The 25871-nt window shown below is 42.7% G+C and carries 25 protein-coding genes and 2 tRNA genes; 21 read left to right on the plus strand and 6 right to left on the minus strand.

Annotated elements, in window-relative coordinates; translation table 11 throughout:
• Nucleotides 1-33 precede the first annotated feature (33 nt).
• Together L2730_RS14380 and L2730_RS14385 are read left to right on the plus strand one after the other, a co-directional pair.
• Nucleotides 34-109: transfer RNA gene (locus tag L2730_RS14380), tRNA-Glu, on the plus strand.
• Between the two features lie 35 nt (nt 110-144).
• A tRNA-Ala gene (locus L2730_RS14385) sits at nt 145-220 on the plus strand.
• 547 nt (nt 221-767) lie between these two features.
• Here L2730_RS14385 and L2730_RS14390 read toward each other — a convergent pair.
• A complete protein-coding gene (locus L2730_RS14390; RefSeq protein WP_248975232.1) occupies nt 768-2597 on the minus strand; it encodes an ABC transporter ATP-binding protein in 1830 nt (609 codons plus the stop codon).
• Nucleotides 2598-2770: 173 nt separating this feature from the next.
• On the opposite strand from L2730_RS14390, the gene L2730_RS14395 reads away from it, so the two are divergent.
• The 7 genes from L2730_RS14395 (at nt 2771) to sstT (ending at nt 10763) form a co-directional block, all read left to right on the plus strand.
• Nucleotides 2771-4300 (plus strand): DNA-3-methyladenine glycosylase 2 family protein, encoded by a 1530-nt coding sequence (locus tag L2730_RS14395; protein WP_248975233.1) that lies wholly within the window; start codon nt 2771-2773, stop codon nt 4298-4300.
• Nucleotides 4297-4824, plus strand: a complete 528-nt coding sequence (locus L2730_RS14400) for a methylated-DNA--[protein]-cysteine S-methyltransferase (protein ID WP_248975234.1) — start codon at nt 4297-4299, stop codon at nt 4822-4824. The genes L2730_RS14395 and L2730_RS14400 overlap by 4 nt, the downstream gene beginning before the upstream one ends.
• A 129-nt stretch (nt 4825-4953) precedes the next feature.
• Nucleotides 4954-6276: a DEAD/DEAH box helicase gene (locus tag L2730_RS14405; protein ID WP_248975235.1), complete on the plus strand. Its 1323-nt coding sequence runs from the start codon at nt 4954-4956 to the stop codon at nt 6274-6276.
• A gap of 53 nt (nt 6277-6329) precedes the next feature.
• A complete protein-coding gene (locus L2730_RS14410; protein ID WP_248975236.1) occupies nt 6330-6800 on the plus strand; it encodes a phosphatase domain-containing protein in 471 nt (156 codons plus the stop codon).
• 27 nt (nt 6801-6827) lie between these two features.
• Complete coding sequence (locus L2730_RS14415; RefSeq protein WP_248975237.1) at nt 6828-8372, plus strand: phospholipase D-like domain-containing protein; 1545 nt, start codon at nt 6828-6830, stop codon at nt 8370-8372.
• 78 nt (nt 8373-8450) lie between these two features.
• On the plus strand, nt 8451-9353 hold the full coding sequence (locus tag L2730_RS14420) for a chemotaxis protein (protein WP_248975238.1): 903 nt from the start codon (nt 8451-8453) through the stop codon (nt 9351-9353).
• 189 nt (nt 9354-9542) lie between these two features.
• Nucleotides 9543-10763, plus strand: coding sequence for a serine/threonine transporter SstT (gene sstT / locus L2730_RS14425; RefSeq protein WP_020911822.1), 1221 nt, complete (start codon nt 9543-9545; stop codon nt 10761-10763).
• Between the two features lie 95 nt (nt 10764-10858).
• Here the strand turns inward: sstT and L2730_RS14430 are convergent, their stop codons facing one another.
• Nucleotides 10859-12229 (minus strand): Gfo/Idh/MocA family protein, encoded by a 1371-nt coding sequence (locus L2730_RS14430; protein ID WP_248975345.1) that lies wholly within the window; start codon nt 12227-12229, stop codon nt 10859-10861.
• Between the two features lie 305 nt (nt 12230-12534).
• Here L2730_RS14430 and L2730_RS14435 point away from each other — a divergent pair, with 305 nt between their 5' ends.
• On the plus strand, nt 12535-12948 hold the full coding sequence (locus L2730_RS14435; protein ID WP_248975239.1) for a hypothetical protein: 414 nt from the start codon (nt 12535-12537) through the stop codon (nt 12946-12948).
• An 83-nt stretch (nt 12949-13031) separates the two neighbouring features.
• On the opposite strand, the gene L2730_RS14440 is transcribed toward L2730_RS14435, so the two are convergent.
• Together L2730_RS14440 and L2730_RS14445 are read right to left on the minus strand one after the other, a co-directional pair.
• Nucleotides 13032-13685 (minus strand): pseudouridine synthase, encoded by a 654-nt coding sequence (locus L2730_RS14440; RefSeq protein WP_248975240.1) that lies wholly within the window; start codon nt 13683-13685, stop codon nt 13032-13034.
• 224 nt (nt 13686-13909) lie between these two features.
• Nucleotides 13910-14503, minus strand: coding sequence for an acyl carrier protein phosphodiesterase (locus L2730_RS14445; RefSeq protein ID WP_248975241.1), 594 nt, complete (start codon nt 14501-14503; stop codon nt 13910-13912).
• 154 nt (nt 14504-14657) lie between these two features.
• Between L2730_RS14445 and L2730_RS14450 the strand changes: the two genes are divergently transcribed.
• From L2730_RS14450 to L2730_RS14500, 11 genes are all read left to right on the plus strand, one after another.
• On the plus strand, nt 14658-14819 hold the full coding sequence (locus tag L2730_RS14450; RefSeq protein ID WP_248975242.1) for a hypothetical protein: 162 nt from the start codon (nt 14658-14660) through the stop codon (nt 14817-14819).
• Nucleotides 14820-14958: 139 nt separating this feature from the next.
• On the plus strand, nt 14959-15996 hold the full coding sequence (gene queA, locus L2730_RS14455; RefSeq protein ID WP_248975243.1) for a tRNA preQ1(34) S-adenosylmethionine ribosyltransferase-isomerase QueA: 1038 nt from the start codon (nt 14959-14961) through the stop codon (nt 15994-15996).
• A gap of 182 nt (nt 15997-16178) precedes the next feature.
• Complete coding sequence (tgt, locus tag L2730_RS14460) at nt 16179-17312, plus strand: tRNA guanosine(34) transglycosylase Tgt (RefSeq protein ID WP_248975244.1); 1134 nt, start codon at nt 16179-16181, stop codon at nt 17310-17312.
• A gap of 30 nt (nt 17313-17342) precedes the next feature.
• Nucleotides 17343-17675, plus strand: coding sequence for a preprotein translocase subunit YajC (yajC, locus tag L2730_RS14465; protein WP_012154722.1), 333 nt, complete (start codon nt 17343-17345; stop codon nt 17673-17675).
• Between the two features lie 17 nt (nt 17676-17692).
• The gene (secD, locus tag L2730_RS14470; RefSeq protein ID WP_248975245.1) at nt 17693-19543 is read left to right on the plus strand and encodes a protein translocase subunit SecD; all 1851 of its coding nucleotides are present in this window, start codon (nt 17693-17695) and stop codon (nt 19541-19543) included.
• Nucleotides 19544-19555: 12 nt separating this feature from the next.
• Nucleotides 19556-20503, plus strand: a complete 948-nt coding sequence (secF, locus tag L2730_RS14475; RefSeq protein ID WP_248975246.1) for a protein translocase subunit SecF — start codon at nt 19556-19558, stop codon at nt 20501-20503.
• A gap of 558 nt (nt 20504-21061) precedes the next feature.
• Nucleotides 21062-21379, plus strand: coding sequence for a putative signal transducing protein (locus L2730_RS14480; protein ID WP_248975247.1), 318 nt, complete (start codon nt 21062-21064; stop codon nt 21377-21379).
• On the plus strand, nt 21379-21738 hold the full coding sequence (locus L2730_RS14485; protein ID WP_248975248.1) for a rhodanese-like domain-containing protein: 360 nt from the start codon (nt 21379-21381) through the stop codon (nt 21736-21738). Before L2730_RS14480 ends, L2730_RS14485 begins: the two co-directional genes overlap by 1 nt.
• Nucleotides 21739-21783: 45 nt before the next feature.
• Nucleotides 21784-22695, plus strand: a complete 912-nt coding sequence (locus L2730_RS14490) for a precorrin-2 dehydrogenase/sirohydrochlorin ferrochelatase family protein (RefSeq protein WP_248975249.1) — start codon at nt 21784-21786, stop codon at nt 22693-22695.
• 118 nt (nt 22696-22813) lie between these two features.
• Nucleotides 22814-23359 carry a YaeQ family protein gene (locus L2730_RS14495; RefSeq protein WP_248975250.1) on the plus strand — a complete coding sequence of 182 codons (546 nt, stop codon included), beginning with the start codon at nt 22814-22816 and terminating at the stop codon, nt 23357-23359.
• 704 nt (nt 23360-24063) lie between these two features.
• Nucleotides 24064-24306, plus strand: coding sequence for a YecH family metal-binding protein (locus tag L2730_RS14500; RefSeq protein WP_248975251.1), 243 nt, complete (start codon nt 24064-24066; stop codon nt 24304-24306).
• 90 nt (nt 24307-24396) lie between these two features.
• Here L2730_RS14500 and L2730_RS14505 read toward each other — a convergent pair whose 3' ends face one another.
• Both L2730_RS14505 and suhB read right to left on the minus strand, forming a co-directional pair.
• A complete protein-coding gene (locus L2730_RS14505) occupies nt 24397-24801 on the minus strand; it encodes a phosphate-starvation-inducible protein PsiE (RefSeq protein WP_248975252.1) in 405 nt (134 codons plus the stop codon).
• 237 nt (nt 24802-25038) lie between these two features.
• Entirely contained in the window at nt 25039-25842 is an 804-nt protein-coding gene (suhB, locus tag L2730_RS14510; protein ID WP_248975253.1) for an inositol-1-monophosphatase, read from the minus strand.
• Between the last annotated feature and the right edge of the window lie 29 nt (nt 25843-25871).

Below are 25871 nucleotides of genomic sequence, written 5' to 3' on the forward strand. Positions count from 1 at the left end.
GATTCACTCTTTGCAGAGTCTAATGCAGTCCGGGTCCCCATCGTCTAGAGGCCTAGGACACCGCCCTTTCACGGCGGTAACAGGGGTTCGAATCCCCTTGGGGATACCACTTTTTATTTTATGCTGATACTGTTTGCGTAAAACGGGGCCTTAGCTCAGCTGGGAGAGCGCAACACTGGCAGTGTTGAGGTCAGCGGTTCGATCCCGCTAGGCTCCACCATATTTATCAATAATTTGATGAATACTGTAAACCACCGTAAGGTGGTTTTTTTGTCTCTATAGTTCACTCCCTGATAATGGTGTCATCTATTTTCGCTTATACCGATCGGTATAAGACGTTGATCTACTCAGAGTGTTTTTCCGAATAAATTCAAAGGAGTGAATGACGTAATGGTTATTCCCTTATGAATTGATTTAATGTTGAAGCTGCAAGACCAAAACACGCTATGCTGGCGAGTTTTTAGTGGCTCGAATGCTACGTTAATCAGCTTAAGCTTAGAATAATGATGCTCTTCACACCTTGTACGCAACATGATCTTGCATGACCCAAATATACTTTAGATACTCCCTCCATTCATGGAGGTCAGATACTGTGAATGTCATAAATGCACGACTAGTATGGATATAGGAGCTAGGTAACTTTATTAGGTCGTGGTTGTATCTATCACTGAGCTGTTAATAATAGCCTCAAGCCTCAGTCAAGGATAAAGCAAAGCCACCTTAAAGGTGGCTTTGTTAGTGATTGTTGTTTTATAGATTATTTTTAATTAGTCAATCCCCAGAAAGCCCCCTGTTTGATGTGCCCATAGTTGGGCATATATACCACTTGCGTTAATCAACTCTTGGTGAGTTCCTTGCTCGACAATCTTGCCCTCATCGATGACTATGAGTCTATCCATAGCGGCAATTGTTGATAGGCGATGTGCAATTGCAATTACCGTTTTACCTTCCATTAGCTGATATAGACTTTCTTGAATAGCAGCCTCTACCTCGGAATCTAATGCGGATGTTGCCTCGTCGAGTAACAAGATCGGTGCATTTTTAAGAAGTACACGCGCAATGGCAATCCGTTGACGTTGACCACCAGATAATTTAACGCCGCGTTCACCAACTTGGGCATCAAGCCCTATGTTGCCATCGGGATCTGTCAGAGTTTGAATAAACTCGTATGCTTGTGAGTTCTTAATTGCACTTAATAACTCAATTTCAGATGCATCTGGATTGCCATAGAGGATATTTTCTCTAATAGAGCGATGGAGTAGGGAAGTATCCTGAGTGACCATACCAATATGCGCGCGCAGTGAGTCCTGTGTGACTTGGGTTACGTTCTGTTGGTCAATGAGTATCTTTCCTGATTCAACATCATGAAAGCGCATTAACAAGTTTACTAAAGTAGATTTACCTGCGCCTGAGCGGCCAACAAGGCCCACCTTTTCTCCAGCTTTAATTTTGAGATCGAGTTCGTCTATCACGCCACTGTTCTCACCGTAGTGAAAGCTCACATTATCAAAATTAATCTCGCCTTTTTCTACCTTAAGTTCGGGGGCATTTTCAATATCGGTTATATCGGTGGGTTTCGATAATGTATTCATTCCATCTGCGACTGTACCGATATTTTCAAATAGAGAGCTTATCTCCCACATTATCCACTGTGACATACCGTTAAGGCGCAGAGATAAGCTAATGGCAATGGCTATGGCTCCTACACTAATCGCGCTATCACGCCATAGCCAAATTGACACCGCCGCGATACTAAAGGCCAGTACGTAGTTAATGACCTGTACACTTACGTTTATCTTGGTGACGAGGCGCATTTGACGGTAAACAGTATGCAAAAAGGTAGTCATACTGCCTTTAGCATATTCAGCTTCTTTTTGGGTATGGGAGAACAATTTGACCGTGGCGATATTGGTATAACTGTCGACAATACGGCCGGTCATGTTTGAACGGGCGTCTGCTTGTTCTGTAGATACCTTTTTAAGTTGTGGCAAAAACCTTACCTGTAAACCTATGTAGATCAGTAGCCAAATCAACATAGGTAACATGAGTCTTAAGTCAGCTTTCGCAATCATAACTACCATAGAGGTGAAATAGACCATAATGTAAACTAATACATCCAATAGCTTAGTTACGGTTTCTCTTACCGCTAATGAAGTTTGCATCACTTTTGTGGCGATTCGTCCAGCAAAGTCATTTTGATAAAAAGATACGCTTTGCTTAAGTAAATAACGATGAGCTAGCCAGCGAATGGACATGGGATAGTTGCCGAGCAAGCCCTGATAAACAATCAATGCATGTAGTAAGACCAACAGCGGAATAACGACTAACACTAAAATAGTCATCCCAAGCAGTTTCATTCCCTCTTTTTCGAATAAGGTATCTGGGTCGTTGTTGATTAAAAGGTCAACCAAATCTCCCATAAAGCCAAATAACGATACTTCTAAAATAGCCAGTAATGCAGTCAAAATAGACATAATGACCAGTGGAACTTCGAAACCTTTAGTGTAGTGGCGACAAAAGGCGTATATCCCTTTTGGTGGTTGTTCAGGCTCTTCTGCTGGTAAGGCGTTTACCCAAGATTCAAATCTTTTAAACATTTAATGTCTCTGTGTATATTCGTTGCGAAAATGTTGCTCAATAGCGATAGCATACAAGGTATTGAATAAATAGGGGCAAGAAATCGGTATTTATATTCAGTACCGTTTTCCGCTAGTCATCACGCTAGTAGGTGGTAATATTTGCTTAAGGTAATTACAGCTTCGGAAACCAGATGGTCAACCATGATTGTATAATTGACAGCAACATTTGTCGTAAAGCAAGGCTAGCTCGAGATGCTAGGTTTGACGGCCAGTTTTTTACGGGTGTGCTAACGACAGGTATTTATTGTCGTAGCACCTGTCCAGCAGTCAGTCCGAAGGAGGAAAATGTACGTTATTTTGATTCGCCATTGAAAGCGGCAAATGCAGGTCTAAGACCTTGTTTACGCTGCCGTCCTGACAGTGCGCCAGGCTCATATGCTTGGAAAGGTACTACAACTACGCTAGAAAGGGCGATACAACTCATTGAAGATGGTGCATTAACAGGAGCTGATGCTATCAGTATCGAGCGCCTGTCTGAAAGGCTTGGAGTAAGCAGTCGCTATCTTCGAAAGCTATTTAACGAAGGCGTTGGAACTTCTATTAAACAATATGCGCTATATCGGCAGCTAATGTTTGCCAAACAATTATTGCATCAGACGGAATTAACTATCACGCAAGTAGGGTTAGCCGCGGGCTTTAACAGTATTCGCCGTTTCAATGAAGCTTTTAAACAGGTATTAAAACTAACGCCGTCGACTTTCAGAAAGCAGGCTGTATCTCTTGAAATTCAATCAATATCCTCCGATAAATCAGTAAACGATGCATCAGAAATAAAAACCGCCGCATCGATTAAATTAGCCGTGGAGCTATCATACCGTCCGCCGTTCGCATGGCAGGCGCAGCATGATTTTTACCAGGTTAGAGCGGTAACTAACATGGAATGGCTTCAGTCTGAAAGCAATTATGGACGCAGCTTTAGTCTAAATGGTGTGAGTGGTTACTTCGATGCCAATCACAATCGGGCACGCAATAGCTTTACCGTAGATATTGTTCTGGAGAATGAGCAAGGGCTGATTGAGCTTAGTGCTATTATTGGAAATATTAAAAGGCTCCTCGACCTTAATGCCAATATGCAAGCAATAGAGCAAGATTTGGCTTTATTAGCTCCGCTGAAACCACTGATGATCTCAGGTTTACGGCTACCTGGAACTTGGTCAACCTTTGAAGCTGGCTGTAGGGCTGTACTCGGTCAACAAGTGAGTATTATACAAGCGTCGAAACTACTCAATCAGTTAGTACTTGCCTACGGGGAGCGGCGTATTATTGGTGATAAAGAAGTTGTGTTATTTCCAACCCCTGAGGTCGTGGCTAGTGCTAGTCTAGATGAATTAAAAATGCCAGGTGCAAGAAAGCTCGCACTTAATGCCCTTGGTGAGTTTGTAAAGCAACACCCAGATAAAGCTCTTGATGATTGGTTATCAATAAAAGGGATTGGTCCCTGGACTATCGCTTATGCACAAATGCGCGGCGAAAGTCATCCTGACATATTGTTATGTGGTGATCTCGTTGTTAAAAAGCGAGTGTTGTCTTTGTATCAGCAGTACCAACAAGATGCTGAGAAAATAGACGCATTAGATTACACTGCGCTAACCAAGGAAATAGCGAAAACTATCAGTCCTTGGGGAAGTTATTTAACGTTTCAGTTGTGGAATTTATCATGAAAAAACTCGCACCGTTAGCCAAGCTTAATTTTGAAACAACAGCGGGGGTTATTTCGCTTTGCGCCAATGCATCAGGGATCAGTCATCTTAATTTTGTACCTCAAACAGGTGACGATTGGCAAACAAGAGAGGTGTTGCTTGATGGTTCAAACGAAAAGGAGTCAATATCGCTCGCCAAGTCTCACCTCAAACAAGCTAAGAATGAGCTGCTTGAATATCTAGCGGGTGAGCGACAGTTGTTTACTGTAGCCCTTGCACCGCAAGGGACAGAGTTTCAACAGCAAGTGTGGCATGCATTGAGCCAGTTAGGTTATGGCAGTACATGTAGTTACGCGCATATTGCTGAAAATATTGGGCGACCTAAAGCAGTTAGAGCCGTGGGTACTGCCAACGGTGCTAATCCTATAGCCATTATTGTGCCTTGCCACCGAGTGATAGGAAAAAACGGCAAATTAACGGGTTACGCCTATGGCTTAGCGCTGAAACAAAAGCTGTTGCAGTTAGAGGGAATTTCACATATTTAATCAGTAGGCAGCTCGCATCATAGTGAAATTTGCAGGTAGATGAGCGTTATTTAGCATCAAAGGTAAGCTTTTTAAGCGATATTAGCGTAGAATATCCGCCTTATTTTTGATTAGGTCACGCCCGTAAATATGACTCAGCTAGATCCGACAACGCCAGCGACTTCAACCTCTGCTGAAAAAACGCCGCAGCTTAAAAACTTTGCGGATTTAGGGCTAATCCCTGAATTGTTAGTAACACTTGATGCATTGGCTTATCAGTCACCGACAGCGATTCAACAGAGTATGATCCCCGCCGTTATCGCCGGGAGAGATGTGCTTGGCGGCGCGATAACCGGATCAGGCAAAACAGCGGCATTTGCCCTGCCGATTATTCAGTTACTTGCGAAATCATCTAAGCAGTCTCGTCAAAGCAACTGTGTATCTAGCCTAATATTGGTTCCTACGCGAGAACTCGCCCAGCAAGTCGCTGACAGCTTTATGCGTTATGCACAAAACATAAAGCCAAACCTAAAAGTACTGGCTGTTTATGGCGGTGTATCAACGAATAGTCAAATGCAGAGTTTACGTGGCGGTGCAGACATTTTAGTGGCGACGCCAGGAAGACTGCTTGACTTGATCTCTAGTAATGCAGTCAAGCTAGATAAAGTGAGCAGCCTTGTCCTCGATGAAGCTGATCGTATGTTGAGCCTTGGTTTTACCTATGAATTAACTGCATTGCTAGAGAAGTTGCCTGCTAAGAAACAAACACTGCTTTTCTCGGCGACCTTTCCTGAAGAAGTGTCATTACTGACCCAATCTCTGCTTAATAATCCAGTAGAAGTGCAACTACAGAGTGAAGAGAAAAACACCTTAGTTCAGCGTGTTATTACGGTTAACCGTAATCGTAAAACGCCATTATTAGTAGAGCTGATAAAACAGAATGACTGGCAGCAAATTTTGATATTTGCCAGTGCAAAATATACTTGTAATCGCCTAGCTCAAAAATTAGACAATGCCGGTATAACCGCAGAGATTTTCCACAGTGATAAAGGCCAAGGGGCAAGAACGAGAGTACTTGATGGCTTTAAACGTGGTGAAATTAGGGTGCTTATAGCAACCGATATTGCCGCTCGCGGTATTGATATTGAAAAGCTACCAATCGTCATCAACTATGAGTTACCGCGCAGCCCAGCAGACTACATGCACCGTATTGGTCGAAGTGGTCGAGCTGGCGAAGCGGGGTTAGCATTGTCACTTATCTCCCATGATGAGTATCAACATTTCAAAGTGATAGAGAAAAAGAATAAGCTAAGACTTGAACGAGAACAGCACCCAGGTTTTGAAGCTGATGCTGAAGCACCTGAAGATTGTCCATCACGTATTGAGAAGCCGATGGCAAAACCCGCTGGCACAGGCAAGAAACACCGTAACAAACTACCGAAGGCAAATGCTGACCTTTGGGCAAAGAAATAAGTACCCATTGTAAATTTTACTTCGTATAACGCTAAGATTAATTAGGACAAAGTATGCAACACCTATTTTGGTTAGTAGAAGGACAAATTGCAGGACGCAGTGGCCCCAACAAAGACGCTTGGGATCTATCAGAATTGAAAGGGGAGGGCATTGATGCCATTCTTTCAGTTAATAATGGTGAATCCTGTGAAGATGAGGATTTTTCTTCAGTAGGCATCGAATACAAGTGCATTCCTTTTTCGCGCAATGCGCCGCCTGAAGCGGGAGATCTTGAGTATTGCGTAGAACAAGTGCCTAAGGCATTGGCTTATATTCGCCAATGTGAAGCGCAAAATAAAACGGTTTTAGTTCATTGTCGCTCTGGTAAAGATAGAACTGGCTTGATTATGGCTTACTACTTAATGGATAACGGCGCTGCGCCTTTACATGCTGTGAGTCAGATAAGGGCTATTCGCGATATAGCATTCAGCGCTGATGGCTGGGATCAATTTGCATTTGATGTGCTTTATGCGTTACAAGAATAGGTATTAGTTAACAACTTAAGTTATTCAATGAAAGCAATCGGATTGCTAACTGCTTTTCCTACAAAGTTATTATTGCTGTGGGCAGCCATTATATTGTTGGTTGGCTGCCAAGTATCCCCTCAATACCCTGAAAAGGCCGCAACATTTAAGCTGTCAGTTGATCGCCAGTCTGCGCTTTCACAGTATGTAGCCTCGGATCTGCAGGCTAACCCAAATCTTACTGGGGTGGTGCCTCTTACAGATGGGGTGGATGCTTTTATTGCAAGATTGGCTTTGGTTAATGCCGCCTCAAGCAGTATTGATCTGCAGTATTATATTTATCGCGCTGACGACACTGGTAGGTTGTTGCTGTGGCACCTGATGGATGCTGCTGATCGCGGTGTAAGAGTTCGAATTCTACTTGATGATATGGCAACAAAGGGCGCCGATGACACCTTAATCTTGTTGGCTAAGCACAGAAATATTTATGTGCGCTTATATAATCCGTCATTCGAGCGTACTTTTAGAAATCTCGCCTTTTTAAGTAGTTTCTCTCGGCTAAATCACCGTATGCATAATAAGTCGTTAACGGTTGACAATACGATTACTGTTGTCGGTGGTCGCAACATTGGTAATGAGTATTTCTCAAATCACACCGATGTTGATTTTGGTGACTTTGACTTGATGGCGATCGGTGAATCTGTTGATGAGGTGTCAGATCAGTTTGACCTGTATTGGAATGCACCGCTAACTGTTAACATTAATGCACTAGCCAAGCACGAGGTGAGTAAACAAGACTTAGCACAAGCAATGGCTGTGGTTGATGATGCTAAAGCTGAATACCGCAGCAACACCTATATTAAACGTCTATTAGACAGTGACTTAATTCAAAAAATGCAAAGTCATTCTTTACCGTGGTTTTGGGGGGAGGCTAAGCTTATCTATGATCAACCTGACAAACAAAACCATCAATCTGAATCAGATAGCATGTTAGCGGATTTGGGCGCATTTATATCTCAAGCTGAGAAAGAGGTCATGATTGTATCGCCCTATTTTGTCCCTACTCGAGAGGGAACGAGCAATCTAATCGATGCGGTCAAAAGTGGAATCGAGGTCACGGTGTTAACGAACAGTCTCGCAGCGACAGATGTACTCGCTGTACATGCAGGTTATCGAACTTACCGTGAAAGGCTTGTAGAGGCTGGCGTACGTATATTTGAAGTTAAAGCGAACCTTAATGTTAAAAAAAGTAGCAGTTGGACTGGTAGCTCTAAGAGCAGCTTACATGCGAAAACATTTATAATAGACCGTTCTTCAATTTTTGTTGGTTCATTTAATTTTGACCCGCGTTCGGCGTGGCTGAATACCGAAATGGGACTGATTATTCACAATGAAAAACTAGCAGGTGGAGCGGTTGAGGTTATTGAAACTAGCTTAGCTGCAGGTACCTACCGATTATCACTTGAAGATGATGAGCTTATTTGGCATGACGATCTAAAAGGGCGCGAGATCTATAGCGAGCCTGATGCAGGCCTTTGGCGTAAATTCTTAGTTGATTGCATCGCATTATTGCCCATCGAGTCACAGCTTTAATTGTGAGTTTGATACGATTAGGGTAAAGTTTGTTTGCGCTGAACTGGATGACTTAAGTAACTAAGAGACAACAATATAATGAAAAGTAAGGCAACGCAGTCCCAAGGATTATTATTGTTTCAGCTGTCGTATACTCAATTGTTTGCGCTGGGGACATTAAAAGTCAGGGAGTTGGTTCCCTATAGTCCGCTCAGTATCATTCCTCAATCTCATCCGACGATATTAGGGGCGGCAACCATCCGCGGCACCACTATTCCCGTTGTTGATATGGCAGCGGCCATCGGTTATCGGCCGATATCGGATGAAGAGCTAAAAGACAGTTATATTATTATTACCGATTGCCAGCGAATGGTGATTGGCTTTCTGGTGCGTTCAATTGACAAAATCATCGAATGCAATTGGCGAGATATAGAATCACCGCCAAATAATTTAGGTAAAAATGCATTCTTAACCGGTGTCACTCGTATCGAGGATAAATTAGTTCAGCTATTAGATGTTGAGCTACTACTCTCTAAAGTGTTTCCTGCAAGTCCTGAAACAACTCGGGCAATTTTAACTGATGTGCAGCGCGAACAGCTTAAGCCACTACAAATATTACTGGTAGATGACTCGATGGTGGCCCGCAAACAACTTTCGGACGCGTTAGATAGCATCAACATCCCTTATCAGGTGACCGCCGATGGTCAGCACGCTCTTGCAATTATGGAGCAGGCTGAAAAGAATGGCCATGCTATCGATATTTTAGTCAGTGATATTGAGATGCCTGGACTTGACGGCTATGAATTAGCGTTTGAAGTTAAGAATAATCCCGCTATCGCAGATGCCTATATCATCTTACATACTTCTTTATCGAGTGAGATAAGTGTTAGCCAGGCTCATCAAGTTGGCGCTAATGAAGCACTGACTAAATTCGATGCTCATGAACTTATTGAAGCTATGCTGCGTGGCGCTAATAAAGTAAAAGCTATCGCTAATATTTAGTAGCTTGTTAGTAAGATGCTGCCTCAGAGTAATAACGAGGTCTAATTGTCTAGCAAAGGTAGACAACTATGGCCACATCCGATACAAACACTGTTGAAGGAAGATTAATTTAATTTAAGGCTTACAACTTTGCTGCTAGCCCTTAAATCAAATTAATAAAAACTAAAAATTATAAATGCAGGTTAAGTAATGAATCAAAAAACATCTCTGTTTGCCAAAATGGCAAGTGGCAGTCTCGTATTACAAATTCTCGTAGGTATTATCGCCGGTGTTGTATTGGCGACAGTTTCAAAAACAGGGGCAGAAAACGTTGCCTTTCTTGGTGAGCTATTTGTTGGCGCATTGAAAGCTATTGCACCAATATTGGTTTTTATCTTAGTTGCCGCCTCTATTGCAAACCAAAAAAAGAATGCCAAAACTAATATGCGACCAATTGTGTTGTTGTATTTGTTTGGTACTTTTTGCGCAGCATTAACCGCAGTACTCATGAGCTTTGCATTTCCAACTACTCTGGTTCTAGTGACGGGTGCCCAAGGCGCCACTCCGCCAGAAGGTATTGGTGAAGTTATCAATACTTTGTTGTTCAAAGTTGTTGATAACCCGGTTAATGCACTAATGACAGGCAATTACATCGGTATCTTAGCTTGGGGCGTAGGTTTAGGTATTGCACTGCACCATGCAAGTGATTCAACTAAGCAGGTATTTGCTGACGTGAGCCATGGTGTTTCACAAATGGTACGCTTTATTATTCGCTTAGCGCCAATTGGTATTTTCGGCCTGGTATCAGCGACCTTTGCTGCTACAGGCTTTGCGGCAATTGCTGGTTATGCTCAATTGCTCGCTGTGCTTCTCGGTGCAATGGCAATCATAGCGCTTGTGGTTAACCCTGCGATTGTTTATTACAAGATCCGTCGAAACCCTTATCCGTTAGTATTTACTTGCTTGCGTGAAAGTGGTGTTACAGCCTTCTTTACGCGCTCTAGTGCAGCCAACATTCCTGTTAATATGGCGTTGTGCGAAAAGCTAAAGTTGCATGAAGATACCTACTCAGTTTCTATTCCACTAGGCGCCACCATTAATATGGGCGGAGCTGCTATCACCATTACAGTTTTAACCTTGGCTGCGGTAAATACTTTAGGTGTACAGGTTGATATCTTGACCGCTATCTTACTGAGTGTTGTGGCTGCAGTATCTGCTTGTGGTGCTTCAGGTGTTGCAGGCGGTTCTTTGTTGCTTATTCCGCTTGCATGTAGCTTATTTGGCATTTCAAACGATGTGGCAATGCAGGTTGTAGCTGTTGGCTTTATCATTGGTGTGATTCAAGATTCAGCTGAAACAGGACTAAACAGCTCTACTGACGTGATTTTTACCGCTGCAGCGTGCGAAGCCGCAGAACGTAAAGAGAGCTAATGAATATTTAGTCTCATGGCCCTAAGTATATTGGCTATAGATAAAAGCCCTACAACAGTGTTGTAGGGCTTTTTTATAAACTAACGAAACAGGTGTTAGGCGCCAATAATTCCTAGAGGCTTACCGGTTTTCCAAGCGCCGCGGGTGAAGTCAGGAAAATTAACCGAATTACTGCGATTATTCACCGACTCTTCGCTAAGTATATTGACCACTGACCAAGCTGCACCATCATAAACATCTTGATCTAAAGGCTCGCCATTGCGCAGGCAGTACACCATCCTCCAAAGCATTAAAAAGTCCATGCCACCGTGGCCGCCATTTTTCTCCGCCTCTTGCCCCATTCGTTGCCAAAGAGGGTGGTCGTATTTGTCATACCATTTGCTCATATCCATATCCCACTTATGGAAATTTCCACTGCCTCCTTTTTCAATTGCAATTCGATTTGGGAAGCCTGCAAATACCCCATTCGTGCCTTGGATAAGATTATGGCGACTGTAAGGTCTTGGGGTAGTCGTGTCGTGTTGTACCATAATGGTTCGGCCGTTTATGGTCTTAATTAGGCTAGTATTAATATCGCCGTTGATATAATTGAGCTGATTGCGTTCATGATCTTCAGGGAATTCACGTTGTGCGTATAGTGCGCGACCAAGCGCTGGAGAACTCATTGAAGTGAGGTAGTCAAAACGGTCACCGCGATTGATATTCATATACTGCGATACGGGGCCTAAACCGTGAGTAGGGTATAGATTACCATTGCGTTTCGTATGCCAGTAGGTGCGCCAAGAGCCTGTTTTTTGATTGAGCTCTTTCATCTGCCAACGAAGCTCATGAATATATGCCGCTTCCCCATGTAAAAGCTCACCAAAAACACCTTGGCGTACCATATTAAGTACCATTAACTCATCACGGCCATAATTGACATTTTCCATCATCATGCAATTTTTCTGAGTTTTTTCTGCAGTATTAACGATTTGCCAACACTCTTCGACGGTAAGTGCCAGTGGTACTTCAACAAAAGCATGCTTACCACTCTCCATCGTATCGATAGCCATTGGCGCATGCCATTCCCATGGGGTTGAGATGATCACTATATCGATATCTTTGCGCTGGAGTAATTCAAGATAAGACTTTTCGCTACCGCTATAGCGCGCGGGCGTCTTTAGTCCTTGTTCTGTAACAAAAGCGACTGATCTGTCGAGTACTTCAATATCGGTATCACATATCGCAACAATCTCTACGCCCTCTAAATGGCAAAAGTGCTTTACATGGCCTGAGCCACGTTGGCCAACACCAATAAACCCTACTCTAACCGTGTCCATTTTTGGAGCTATCAAGCCCATTACGCTTTTTCCTTGCAGCGGAGGCGCTGGAACGGTATTAGAAACTGAACCAAAAGATGGGCTGGCAAGGCTTGCTGCCGCAATACCGGCAGTTTTCAGAAAGTGTCTGCGATTAAATTTCATTATCTGTCCTATAGAGTAGAGCAAGCGTGTTGCACGCCATATTAATTTTTGTTTTTATAATCAAACAAAGTTATATCAAACTTTGCAATAAATAGGCTAAAAAACTCGTTACGGTTTGTTGCGCTTGCGTTTCTATTCAAATTTACTAAAGTAATGCATAGAAAGTGACTTAAATCGCGTTTTTATTTTAATTGTGCGATACAATTTAAGTTACAAGGTAGTCGCTTTAGCGATAAACTCACCTGCTATAACAATTGATTTACATAATAAAATAGTAACTTGTTAACTGTTCCGGGGTAGATAATTCGATGGCTGTAGTACGCAATAAGGCAAAAGAAGTTATTCAAATTGAGAATCGCACCAAGCTCAAGGAGATGGAGATGTCAGTAGTTGAAAAGCGTAAGCGTTTATTTTCGAAAGTTGGCGCTGTTGAAAACCGAGAAGTCGTCGGCCGCTGGGTCGATGAAAGACCCTTACTCGGCGATAAAATTACAGTTTATAAGCAGGCTGAGACCTACTATTTAGAGACTTGGTATAACGATGGTTGCCACAGTTTGGATGAAATGATCTCCGAACATACAGATGACGGTGTAAAGCTTGAGGATAAAGGTGGCAATATTTTCGGCGAGTACTTTATGCTCACCGCGAGTAATGATCTGATGTTTTGCAATTCCAGCTTATGTTATTACACCGCAGTTAAACATGACGTTGAAGCCGCTTAGACCTTTAGGTTTATAGTGATTCTATGCGAAGGGGGCTTTAAGCCCCTTTCTTGTGCGCATTCTATACTGTTTAGCGTATAGAATTAGAAAGAACAATGACTTGAAAAATGCATCGGCTTGCCACTGTATGGGTGAGTAAAGCTCAAAGATTGGGCGTGAAGTTTTAGTCTAGAAGCTGAATCTACAATGTGCTGTTCAGCATAGAAGTCATCACCCAAAATTGGATTGCCGATCGCTAACATATGCACACGTAGCTGATGAGTACGGCCTGTAACAGGCTTAAGTGCGAGTAAAGTGCTGTTAGCTCGAACCTCTAGTGTTTCGAAATGAGTAATAGCTACCTTTCCTGTCTCTGAGACTTGTTGCTTTGGAGGGTTAGCTTTATCGGCCGCAAGAGGATGTTCAATAACTCCCTGTGCATCTTTTAGATGGCCACTGACTTCAGTGATATAGGTTTTTTGTGTTTTTCTATCTTGAAACTGAGTTTTCAGGCTGGACTCTGCCTTTTTATTACGAGCAAATACCATAATCCCTGACGTTGAACAGTCTAGTCGGTGCACCAAAATGGCATCTTTAAATCGTTGCTGGATCCGAGTCAATGCACAGTCATGGGTATAATCTGCTATGCCTGGATTAGACAGTAAACCTGAAGGTTTATTTATGATGATAATGTCCCTGTCGACATAACGAAGATCTAACCAAGGAATAGTTGGGGGCTGATAAGTAAATATTTGCATGGATTCTCCTGTTACGCCGCGATTCTAGCAAAATGATTGTCTAAGACAAGCCGTTATTGCATTAATCCCTTATGTGTACTCGATTTGAGTCATTATCTTAAAATGGGAAGGGCTAACGTTGAGTTTCGAGCGTTGGAAACGAAGGCGCCAAATTATAGTACAGCGCCTTTTAAAAAGTCATGTTATATAAGGCACTGCTAAGACGGTCATTTCATTGCTTACGTTTAAAGATACTCGGTTGGTGTGTTACGTGTCCATAGACGACTATAAGCCATAAGTTGCGGATAAAATGTTCTAAAAGCTGTCTCTATTTCTATGTCCAGTTTTTTTACTGCTTCTTGTGCACCATTAAATATTTCAGGCTTTGAAACACGTTTAGCCACAGAAGCTAGGGTTTGATTAAGACCTTTACGGCTTTGGTAGCCAACCAGCCAGTTCTCTTTCCTTATTTTAGGCGCGATGGAAACGAGTGCTTCTGGTAGCTCCTGACATTCATCGATTGCATCATAAGCTTTGGCAGCGAACGCTTCGAGGCTTAAATGATGATATTCATCCCAATATTTTGCCAACATATGGTCAAAACAGAGATCAATAATAATTGGCGCTGCTCGAGTGAGTGATTTTGGGAATTTGTGTAACAACTCTTTGGTGAGCTCATGAGAGTCGGTCAGTTGATCTATTTGCCTATGTAACCAGATCCCCTGCTGTAGGTGTTTTGGAAAATATTCGATACTGCCTTTGGCGAAATCGCCAGCAATGTTCGCTGCTAACGATGTCTGGCTGACGTCAGCTAAATGTAGGTGGGCAAGAAAGTTCATATTTTATACTTGGTGATATGAGTACTTTCACGGTAACATGCAGCGCGATGCGAAGGAAATTCTTTATTACAAATTTTAATGTGAAGAGTTACTTCATGGACGTGCATCGCTTTACGGCAATTTACCTATCCAATTAACGGTTTGAGGGTCAAGGATGATGTGGAACTGGTTATCGAAAAAGCTCGTTCGTACAGAGCAGCCACAGCGCAGAAAAGTAGACATAGATATTCCCTTTGAGCAGCATCGCTATCGTATTGAGGATTTCGATATAGATTCTGAAACAACAGTTGAAGAAACTAAGCAGGATAAAGCTTAAATAGCGAATAAAATAACAGTAAAAAACGTTAGCAGTTCTACATTAGCAGAATTATGCGGAATAAATGTACTTCAATTGTTGATCTTCATTCTCTCTAGTCATAGACTGGCCGCCGATTTAGAGACAGTAGAGACTTTCCATGCGTGTTGCAGATTTTTCTTTTGAACTTCCCGATGAGCTTATTGCCCGTTATCCGACGGCAGAGCGCACAGCTTCAAGACTTTTATCGTTAGATGGTAACAGCGGCGCATTAGCCGATTTGCAATTTACCGCAATACTAGAAAAAGTACAGCCTGGTGATTTAATGGTATTTAACAATACCCGAGTTATCCCTGCGCGCTTATTTGGTAAAAAACAATCTGGCGGTAAGTTAGAAATACTGGTTGAGCGGATGCTTGATGACAAGCGTATTCTTGCTCACGTCCGTTGCTCTAAGTCACCAAAAGTAGATAATATTATTTGTCTCGACAACGGGTACGAAATGAAGATGTGTGCCCGTCATGATGCTTTATTCGAACTTGAGCTACAATCGGATAAAACCATTCTTGAGGTATTGGAAGAAGTAGGGCACATGCCGCTACCGCCTTATATAGATAGACCTGATGAAGATGCAGATAAAGAGCGTTATCAGACAGTCTACAACCAAACTCCTGGTGCAGTGGCAGCCCCAACAGCAGGCTTACATTTTGATGACGCAATGTTAACTGCACTTAAAGACAAAGGCGTAAACACGGCTTTTGTTACCTTGCACGTCGGTGCCGGCACTTTTCAGCCTGTACGAGTCGATGAGATCCTTGATCATAAAATGCATTCTGAATGGGCTGAGGTTTCGCAAGATGTGGTTGACCTCATAGCGTCGACAAAAGCAAACGGCCATCGAGTGATTGCTGTTGGTACAACATCAGTGCGTTCACTAGAAAGTGCCGCTAAGGCATCAGCTGCAGAGTTAGAGGCATTTAGTGGTGATACCGATATCTTTATCTATCCTGGATATCAGTTCCAAGTAGTCGATGCAATGGTGACAAATTTTCATCTGCCAGAGTCGACGTTAATAATGTTGCTGAGTGCATTCGCTGGCTTCGATGAGGTAAAAAACGCCTATCAGCATGCGATTGCTCAAAAATACCGCTTCTTTAGCTATGGCGACGCCATGTTTGTGACTAAAAAAGCGAACTAATCTTTAAATATGCTTTAAAATACCCACCCAAACCGATGAGGTGGGTTTTTTTCATCTTCATTTTGGTACTTATTTTATTGATAAGGGTTGATACTTAATCTGTAGCCCTTATCTCTAGTGTTAATCTATAACTCATTTGATGAGTTAACTCAGGTCAGACTGTTTCTCTGGCGAGGTGAATAATGAAATTTGAATTAGATACAACCCAAGGTCGTGCTCGTCGCGGCCGTTTAGTGTTTGAACGCGGAACCGTAGAAACCCCAGCGTTTATGCCCGTAGGTACCTACGGTACGGTTAAAGGGATGACGCCTGAAGAAGTTCGTGAAACCGGCGCTGATATACTACTCGGTAACACTTTTCACCTGTGGTTACGTCCTGGTGAAGAGATCATGCGTAAGCACGGTGACCTACATGACTTTATGAATTGGCAGCGTCCAATTTTGACCGATTCGGGTGGGTTCCAAGTGTTCAGTTTGGGCGATATCCGTAAGATCACCGAAGAGGGTGTACATTTCCGTTCACCGATAAATGGAGAGAAGGTTTTCCTTGACCCAGAAAAATCAATGCAGATCCAAAACTCTTTGGGCAGTGATGTGGTGATGATTTTTGATGAGTGTACACCGTACCCTGCAACAGAAGACGAAGCACGTAAATCGATGCAGATGTCACTGCGTTGGGCGCAGCGTTCACGAGATGAATTCGACAAACTTGAAAATCCAAACTCTTTGTTTGGCATTATTCAAGGCGGTGTTTATGAAGACCTACGCGACGAGAGCTTAAAGGGCTTAGTCGATATTGGTTTTGATGGATATGCTGTCGGTGGTTTAGCTGTGGGTGAGCCAAAAGAAGATATGCATCGCATTCTTGAGCACACATGCCCGCAAATTCCTGCTGATAAACCACGCTACTTGATGGGGGTCGGTAAGCCAGAAGATTTAGTTGAAGGCGTACGCCGTGGTGTTGATATGTTTGACTGTGTCATGCCAACACGAAACGCTCGAAATGGTCATCTGTTTACCAGTGAAGGCGTTGTTAAGATCCGTAATGCACGTCATCGTGACGACACTTCAACGCTTGATGATAAGTGTGATTGTTATACCTGTAAGAATTACTCACGGGCATACCTTTACCACTTAGATCGTTGTAATGAGATTCTAGGAGCTCGATTAAACACCATTCATAACCTTCGTTATTACCAAAGATTGATGGAAGGTTTGCGTGGCGCGATTGAGACAGGTACATTAGACGACTTTGTTACAGAGTTCTATACCAGCCAAGGCCGGGAAGTACCTGAAGTTCCTGAATTAACCGATTAATTTTTACTCAGACAATAAGAAGAGAATACTATGTTTATTTCAAATGCATATGCAGCAGATGCACCTGTAGGCGGCGCTGGCGGCACTATGGAACTTATTTTCATGTTGGTCATTTTTGGCCTTATCTTTTACTTTATGATTTTCCGCCCGCAGTCTAAGCGTGTAAAAGAGCATAAGAACCTAATGAGCTCATTGAGCAAAGGTGATGAGGTGCTAACCAGTGGTGGCATTTTAGGTAAAATTGCTAAGATCAGTGATGAGAACGACTACGTTTTGTTGACGATTAACGAAACTAGCGAAATCACGATTAAAAAGGATTACATTGCGGCGGTATTGCCTAAAGGCTCTATTAAGTCACTTTAAGCCAAGAGGGCTATGGCGTGTTAAATAAATACCCAATGTGGAAAAACCTTATGGTGATGATAATCATCGCCATAGGTGGATTCTATGCGATACCAAACTTATTCGGTGAGGACCATGCAGTACAGGTGGTTGCAACCCGAGGAGCTGAGGTGACAGCGTCGACTCAGTCGGCAGTAAATGATGTATTAGTAAGCAAAGGAATTGCTGTTAAGCGATCTGAGCTTGAAAATGGTCAATTATTAGTTCGTGTCGGTAATGGTGAAGAACAGTTGCTTGCTAAAGAAGCTATTGCTGAGGCTCTTGGCGATAAGTTTACGGTAGCATTAAATCTTGCACCTGCAACACCTGAGTGGCTTGAAGCTATGGGCGGTTCGCCTATGAAGTTAGGTCTTGATTTACGTGGTGGCGTTCACTTCTTGATGGAAGTCGATATGGGTGAAGCCGTACGTAAAATGACCGAAGCTAAAGTCGCTGACTTCAGAACTGATTTACGTGCTGAGAGAATTCGCTATGCGGGTATTCGTAACGGCGCCAGAGGCATCGAAATCAAGTTCCGTGATGCAGAAACGTTAGCGAATGCCGAGCGTTTCTTAAAATCACGTAGCGCTGACATGGTCTTTACCGATCGCTCTTCTGGTAGTGATTATTTTCTTATCGCCAATCCAAGCGATGTTTATTTAAAACAGATCAAGGAAGAAGCACTGCAGCAAAATATTACCACTTTACGTAATCGTGTTAATGAACTGGGTGTTGCCGAGCCTGTAGTACAGCGTCAAGGCGCTGAGCGTATTATTGTAGAACTTCCTGGTGTTCAAGACACTGCGCGTGCAAAAGAGATTTTAAGTGCGACGGCGTCAATTGAATTCCACATGGTTGACCAAAATGCTGATGCTCAAGCAGCAGCAAGTGGTCGTGTGCCAGCGGGTTCTGAAGTGTATCAGCGCCGTGAAGGTGGTCCGGTCGTGCTGAAGAAAGCAGTGATGCTTACCGGCGACCATATCCAAGGTGCACAACCTAGCTACGATGAGTACAGTCGCCCACAAGTCTCTATTAACTTAGATTCTAAAGGTGGTTCTATCTTTTCGAATGTGACTAAAGACAACATAGGTAACCCTATGGCGACTTTATTCATTGAGTATAAAGATACTGGTGAGAAGAACGCTGATGGCAGCGTTAAAATGAAGAAGATTGAAGAAGTTATTTCAGTTGCAACGATTCAAGCTCGTCTTGGTCGTAACTTCGTTATCACTGGTCTTGGTCATGCAGAATCACAGAACCTTGCGCTGTTGCTACGTGCTGGTGCCTTGATTGCGCCAGTATACATTGTTGAAGAGCGTACTATTGGTCCAAGCCTTGGTGCTGAAAATATCGAAAACGGTATGCAAGCAATGATATGGGGTATGGCTGTAGTGCTTCTCTTCATGTTGGTTTACTACCGTGGTTTTGGCCTTATTGCTAACCTTGCATTAACAGCTAACCTCGTTATGGTTGTGGGTGTTATGTCGATGATCCCTGGCGCCGTATTAACACTGCCAGGTATCGCAGGTATGGTACTGACTGTTGGTATGGCGGTCGACGGTAACGTGCTTATTTATGAACGTATTCGTGAAGAGTTGCGCAATGGTCGTAGTGTCCAACAAGCGATTCATGAAGGTTACGGAAATGCGTTTTCAACCATTGCCGATGCAAACATTACTACCTTTATGACAGCACTTATTTTATTTGCGGTTGGTACGGGTGCTGTTAAAGGCTTTGCGGTTACCTTAATGATCGGTATCGCCACGTCGATGTTTACCTCTATTGTCGGAACTCGTTCTATAGTGAACGCGATCTGGGGTGGTAAGCGCGTGAAGAAACTGTCTATCTAAGGGGAAGTTGAAATGTTTCAGATTTTAAATATCAAAGGCTCTATCAACTTCCTGCGCCATGCTGTACCTATTAGTATCCTTTCTGCGATATTAGTGCTGGGCTCTCTTGGGTCCCTAGCAACCAAAGGTATTAATTGGGGCTTGGATTTTACCGGTGGTACGGTTGTTGAGCTTGAATTTTCTAATCCAGCTAATTTAGTGGCAATCCGTGAAGGACTTTCTACAGAAGAAACTGACGGTGCAGTGGTTCAAAACTTCGGTTCGAGCCGCGACATACTTATCCGTCTTCCAGTCAAGGAAGGCGTAAAAAGTGACACTCAAGTTGCTCATGTGATGGAAGGCGTGACTCAACTCGACCCTGCTGTAATTCAAAAGCGTGTTGAGTTTGTTGGTCCTCAAGTCGGTAAAGAGCTTGCTGAACAAGGTGGCTTAGCGGTTCTAGTGGCGTTGATATGTATTCTTATATATGTCTCTTTCCGCTTCGAATGGCGCCTAGCGTTAGGTTCTGTGGCGGCTTTGGCGCATGACGTAATCATTACGCTTGGGGTATTTTCAATATTCCAACTAGAGTTTGACTTGACCGTACTGGCTGGTTTGTTAACCGTTGTCGGTTACTCACTCAACGATACCATTGTTGTTTTTGACCGTATTCGTGAAAACTTTCTCAAGCTACGCAAAGGTAGTCCTGAAGAAGTGGTCAATACGTCAATCACTCAGACTATGAGTCGAACGATTATTACTACAGGTACCACGCTTGTCGTTGTTGTTGCTTTGTTCCTTAAGGGCGGCACAATGATCCATGGCTTTGCAACTGCTCTGCTTATGGGGATTTTCGTTGGTACGTTCTCATCAATCTATGTCGCAAGTTTCTTAGCGATTAAACTTGGGATCAATCGTGAACACATGATGCCAGTAGAGATTGAAAAAGAGGGCGCAGATCAAGAGACCTTGATGCCATAAAGTACTGCTATAATCTGCAAAGGCCACCTTATATAGGTGGCCTTTTTGTTTTTTGTGCTGGATGCATATTCTTTATGAGTTGATGTTACTAGCTAATCTAACTGATTGTGGTGATTTGTATTAAAGCTTAAAACAGGCCTCGACAGTGGTAATGTTTTAGCAGTAGCATGGAAGGCTATTTTATGACGAGCTAAAATAGCTAGAACTGACTAATAATACCCAATCGGTATAAAGATTTGGTCGCTCAGCGAGAGTTTAGCGGTTTTGAGGCAAGGTCATTAAATGCTCCTGCATGAATGACATTCACCACATCTGACCTCCAAGGATGGAGGGAATGCCTTAAGCATGTCAGGAACATGCTAGGCCATGTGGTTTGCAGTGAGTGAAGTACATAGTTAAACTAGGTTCAAACTCATTAACACAGCATCAGAGCCGCTAAAAAACACTCTGAGCAGACCAACTACTTATGCCGATTGGTATAATAACCGTTAATCTGGATGTTATTAGTCGTTGTAGTTATTAGAACTTGCCAATAAAGCAAATGCAGTAGGAAATTACATGGATGACAAAATGCGGTTACTTGCAGCTGGGAATTTATTAGAAGCCCATACTTGGAAAGGCATGCTTGAATCAAGTGGCATAGCGGTAGAGCTAAAAGGAGAGGCGCTTTTAGGTGGTGTAGGTGAATTACCGACAGGGATCCAAAATGTTGAGCTTTGGGTGGCAGAAACTGACTACGTTAATGCTAAAGCACAGATGATTTCTATTAATGCAGAAAAACCGCAATGGAAATGTGTGAATTGCCATGAAGTTAATGAAGCCAGTTTTGAGCTTTGTTGGAATTGCAGTGCAGAAAGAAGTGAGAAATACAGCTGATGAAACATAACCCCGCATTTTTAGCTTTAGTTGAGAGTATTCTTCCTCAGATCAATGAAGTAACGATTGAGGAGTTCCAGGCTAACCCAAATTATACGCTTATTGATGTTCGTGAAGATCATGAGTGGAATAAAGGGCATTTACCGAATGCCCAGCATTTGGGGAAGGGGATTATCGAAAGAGATATTGAAACTCGATTCCCTGATAAAGATATGCCTATAGCACTATATTGCGGAGGAGGTTATCGCTCTGCGATGGCTGCTTTAAACTTGCAAGTTATGGGGTATTCCGAAGTCGTCTCAGTAGCAGGTGGTTATAAAGCTTGGCTTGAGAGACAATTGCCGCTCGAAACAGATTAATCCTCCCAAAAATCTATCACATCGCCTCAGAGGTATTTTAGCTAAATGCAGTATTTCCCATTGTTTGTAGATACCCAATCTTTAAAAATTTTGATTGTTGGCGCTGGAGAAGTAGCTAGTCGCAAGCTGGATCTACTGAGTCGGACTGATGCAGATATTCATGTGATTGCAAAGGATAGCAGCAATGAAATGCTAGCGTATCAGCGCAAAGAGCGTATTAGCCTTGAGGAGCGGGAAGTTAACTTTGAGGATATCAATGGTTGGGACCTTGTTTATTTAGCAACTGCAGATAAAGCGCTAAATGAACAGCTAGCGACATTGGCACAACAGCGTAATATTTGGGTTAATGTTGTCGATAACCCAGAGTTTTGTCGGTTTATTACTCCATCAATTATAGATAGAGGTCGTTTACAGATAGCAATTAGTACCGCTGGAGCTGCACCTGTTTTTGCTCGAGAGCTAAGATCTCGGCTTGAGTCATGGTTACCACATTCTATTACACCGCTATTTGACTTTATCGCCGAGCGCCGTAACGATGTACAGCAAAGGTTACCTGTGTTCAAAGATAGACGAGTATTTTGGGAACGTTTCTTTAAGCTTAACCAGTCTCGCTTTGATGCTGATACTCCAAACCATTATCAAGATAGTTTTTCGCTTTCCAAGGTTAAAGGAGAGCTGGTACTGCTAGATACCAAAATAGAAGCAGAGTTACTCCCAATTGCTGCTATGCCATATTTACAAAAATTGGACTCCATTTTTAGCTGCATAGCGTTGCCCCACTCGCTTAATGAACTGCTTCGGCGTGACGCTGCAAGAGGTTCAGTCGTTAGTGATAAAGATCTTAAGCTAGCACTGGATGATGGGGAACATTGCTTGGTGTATGCAGAACCTGATGAAATCAACCGATTATCAGTATTATTTCCACAAGCAATGCGTTTAAAAATGGGTGCTATTTAACGGCTATTTAATGCTGATAAATTAAATTTACTGTTTACGATACTAGCGCTGCGATCTTTAGCCCTCTGTTACTTAATATAAGGTACACTTAGCCGCAAATACCTCATCGAACTTTCTTATGGCCTTAAAAGCAACAGTATTCAAAGTCTCTATTCAAATCGCCGATATGGATCGCGGCTATTATAATGATCATCAGCTTACACTTGCGCAGCATCCGTCAGAGACCGACGAGCGCATGATGGTGAGATTACTTGCTTTTGCAATGAATGCCAGTGAATCACTCGCTTTTAGTAAAGGCATGTGTGTTGAAGATGAACCTGAGCTTTGGGACAGAACACTATCTGGAGAAATTGACCTTTGGGTCGAGTTTGGCCAAAGTGATGAAAAATGGTTGCGTAAAGCTTGTGGTCGATCAAAACAGGTTTTGCTTATTACTTATGGTGGCCGAAGCGTACCAATATGGTGGAAGCAAAATGAAGCCGCACTCGAGCGTTATGACAATCTAACGGTAACCAATATTCCTGAAGACGCAGTTAAAGCAATGGGGCAACTAGTCGGTAAGAATATGGCTTTGCAGATCAATATTTGTGAAGGTCAAATTTGGATCTCAGATGATAATGATAGCGTTTTAGTTGAACCTGAATTGTTAAAAGGCGAGCAGTAGTGTAGTTGTCTAGTCCGTCACTCCTTTTCAATTAAAAAGCCAATCAAATGATTGGTATTTTAATGTCTGAAGAACTCTGCCATATCTAGTCGTGACGATCCATCTGTATCTAATACCAATCGGTATAAAGATTTGGTCGCTCAGCGAGAGTTTAGCGGTTTTGAGGCAAGGTCATTAAATGCTCCTCGGTAACAACTCCTGCGTTACTCTCGATAATCGCTCCTGCATTATTCTAGCTTCGAGCATCCTTGCTCTCGTACCTCCTATATCAGACCTCCAAGGAGGGAGGGAATGTCTGATTTTGTATGGAACAAAATAGACCATATAGTCGTGCATGAATGACATTCACCACAAGGATGGAGGGAATGCCTTAAGCATGTCAGGAACATGCTAGGCCATGTGGTTTGCAATGAGTGAAGTACATAATTATTCTACGCTCAAGCTCATTAATTCAGCATCAGAGCTGCTAAAACTCGCCTGTAAGGAGCGTTTTTGGCTTCCTATTTAGGTGTTGGATAAAGGCAAAAGGGAACAACCATTCTGTCAATTATCCGCCTTGAATTAGTTCGCCAAAAACACTCTGAGTAGACCAACTACTTATGCCGATTGGTATAATGACTAAACATTGTTACTTAGATCAAAGTTTGATATCTAAACTTCGCGTATAAAGTGCCTTATAAATACAGCTTAATTGTCGAGAAATTATGTCAGATTCAATACACGGTCACCAAGTGATGGAAATGATGCTAGAACATGGCGAGTCGTTAACGCCACAGGCATTAAAAGAGTTAATGCATGCTAAGTTTGGTGTTGATGCTCATTATCATACTTGTTCTGCGCAAGAGATGGATGCAGACGCGCTCATTGCATTTCTAGAAAAGAAAGGTAAGTTCATTCACTCTGAAGCGGGGATTTCAACCGCTGCCGATCGCATTTGTAGTCACTAACTTTTTTAGACTAGAGCGAAAGTGCGATTATAAAAAAATGCTCAAAGCAAAAGCTTTGAGCATTTTTGTATCAAAAGCGTAAGGTGGAGACTAATTATCATCCTTAGGGCGTGGATAAGGTAACTTCAATTGCCCCCAACGGATCACGATAACGGTGGACGCTAAAATAAGCGTAGAGAATGAAATTGCGGCTATACGCCAATCATCCATCGCTTTCATATCTAAAATGAGATAGCGAGCTAATGCAACAATAGCAATATAGAGTGGCATCCGAATAGGCAACTTGCCAGACTCAGCGTAGTGAGACACCATTGCCAACACTTCTAAATAGATAAACAATAGTAGTAAGTCCGCGAGAGCGACTTCACCAGCTTTAAAAATATGAACTATCTCTTGGCCAATTGCGACAATCGTCGCGATGGCAATAATAATCAATACTAAATGTTCAACGGCTTTGATACTGGTAATACCGTATTTTCGATACATTTTGTCCATGTTGTTCCCTAATGCAGTCGTTTAATAAAGAGTACCAGTAATTGCTAAAAATGCGACATGAGTGATGTGATGCTTTTCACAGTTGCGTGTTTTATTTAGCGAAATCAGCATTTTGTAAGACTAGTTTCTGTACAGAAGACCTGAGTTATATAGTCTAATAGCGATAGATACAAAAAAGCCGCCAAACAAGGCGGCTTTTAACACTTCATCTAGATTGCTCTAGATGCACAGTGATTACTAGCGTTTAAGTGCTTCGCTCAATAATGGGCGGAACGACTTAACGAGTGCAGTGGTTGTTTTTGGCGAACCTGCAACAATGTTACCTGAAGTCAGGTAGTTATGGTTACCTGTAAAGTCAGTCACTGTACCGCCTGCTTCGCGGACGATCAAATCACCAGCTGCGATATCCCATGGCTTAAGGCCAATCTCAAAGAAACCATCAACTCGGCCAGCGGCAAGGTATGCTAGATCTAGTGCTGCAGAACCTGCACGACGAAGATCGGCACACTGAGTAAATGTTGATGCAAAAAGCTTCATGTAAGTTTCAGTGTGTTGCTTCGCCTTGAATGGGAATCCTGTGGCAATGATATTGTCACTTAGATCATTAGAAGACTTAACACGGATACGGAAGTCGTTTAATTTAGCGCCTTTACCACGAACAGCTGAAAATAGCTCATCACGGATAGGATCATAAACAACAGCGACTTCTGTTTTGCCTTTAAACTGCATCGCGATAGATACAGCAAAGTGGGGGATACCTCTTACGAAGTTATTAGTGCCATCCAGTGGGTCAATGATCCAGACGTAATCTTTGCTAGCGCCTTTATTCTCACCAGTCTCTTCACCAATGATAGTGTGGTCTGGGTAAGCTTTACGGATCTGATAGGTAATTGCAGCTTCTGCTTCTTTATCTACGTTAGTTACGAAGTCATTAGTCCCTTTTGAAGTGACTTCAATACGGTCTAATTCTGCATAAGCACGTATAATCGTTTGGCCGGCAGCGCGAGCGGCGCGCACAGCAATAGTATGCATTGGAAGCATTGCAAATCCCCTGGATGTAAAAGAACGGA

Origin of the sequence: Shewanella kaireitica (assembly GCF_023284045.1) — a bacterium.
Taxonomy (GTDB): domain Bacteria; phylum Pseudomonadota; class Gammaproteobacteria; order Enterobacterales; family Shewanellaceae; genus Shewanella; species Shewanella kaireitica.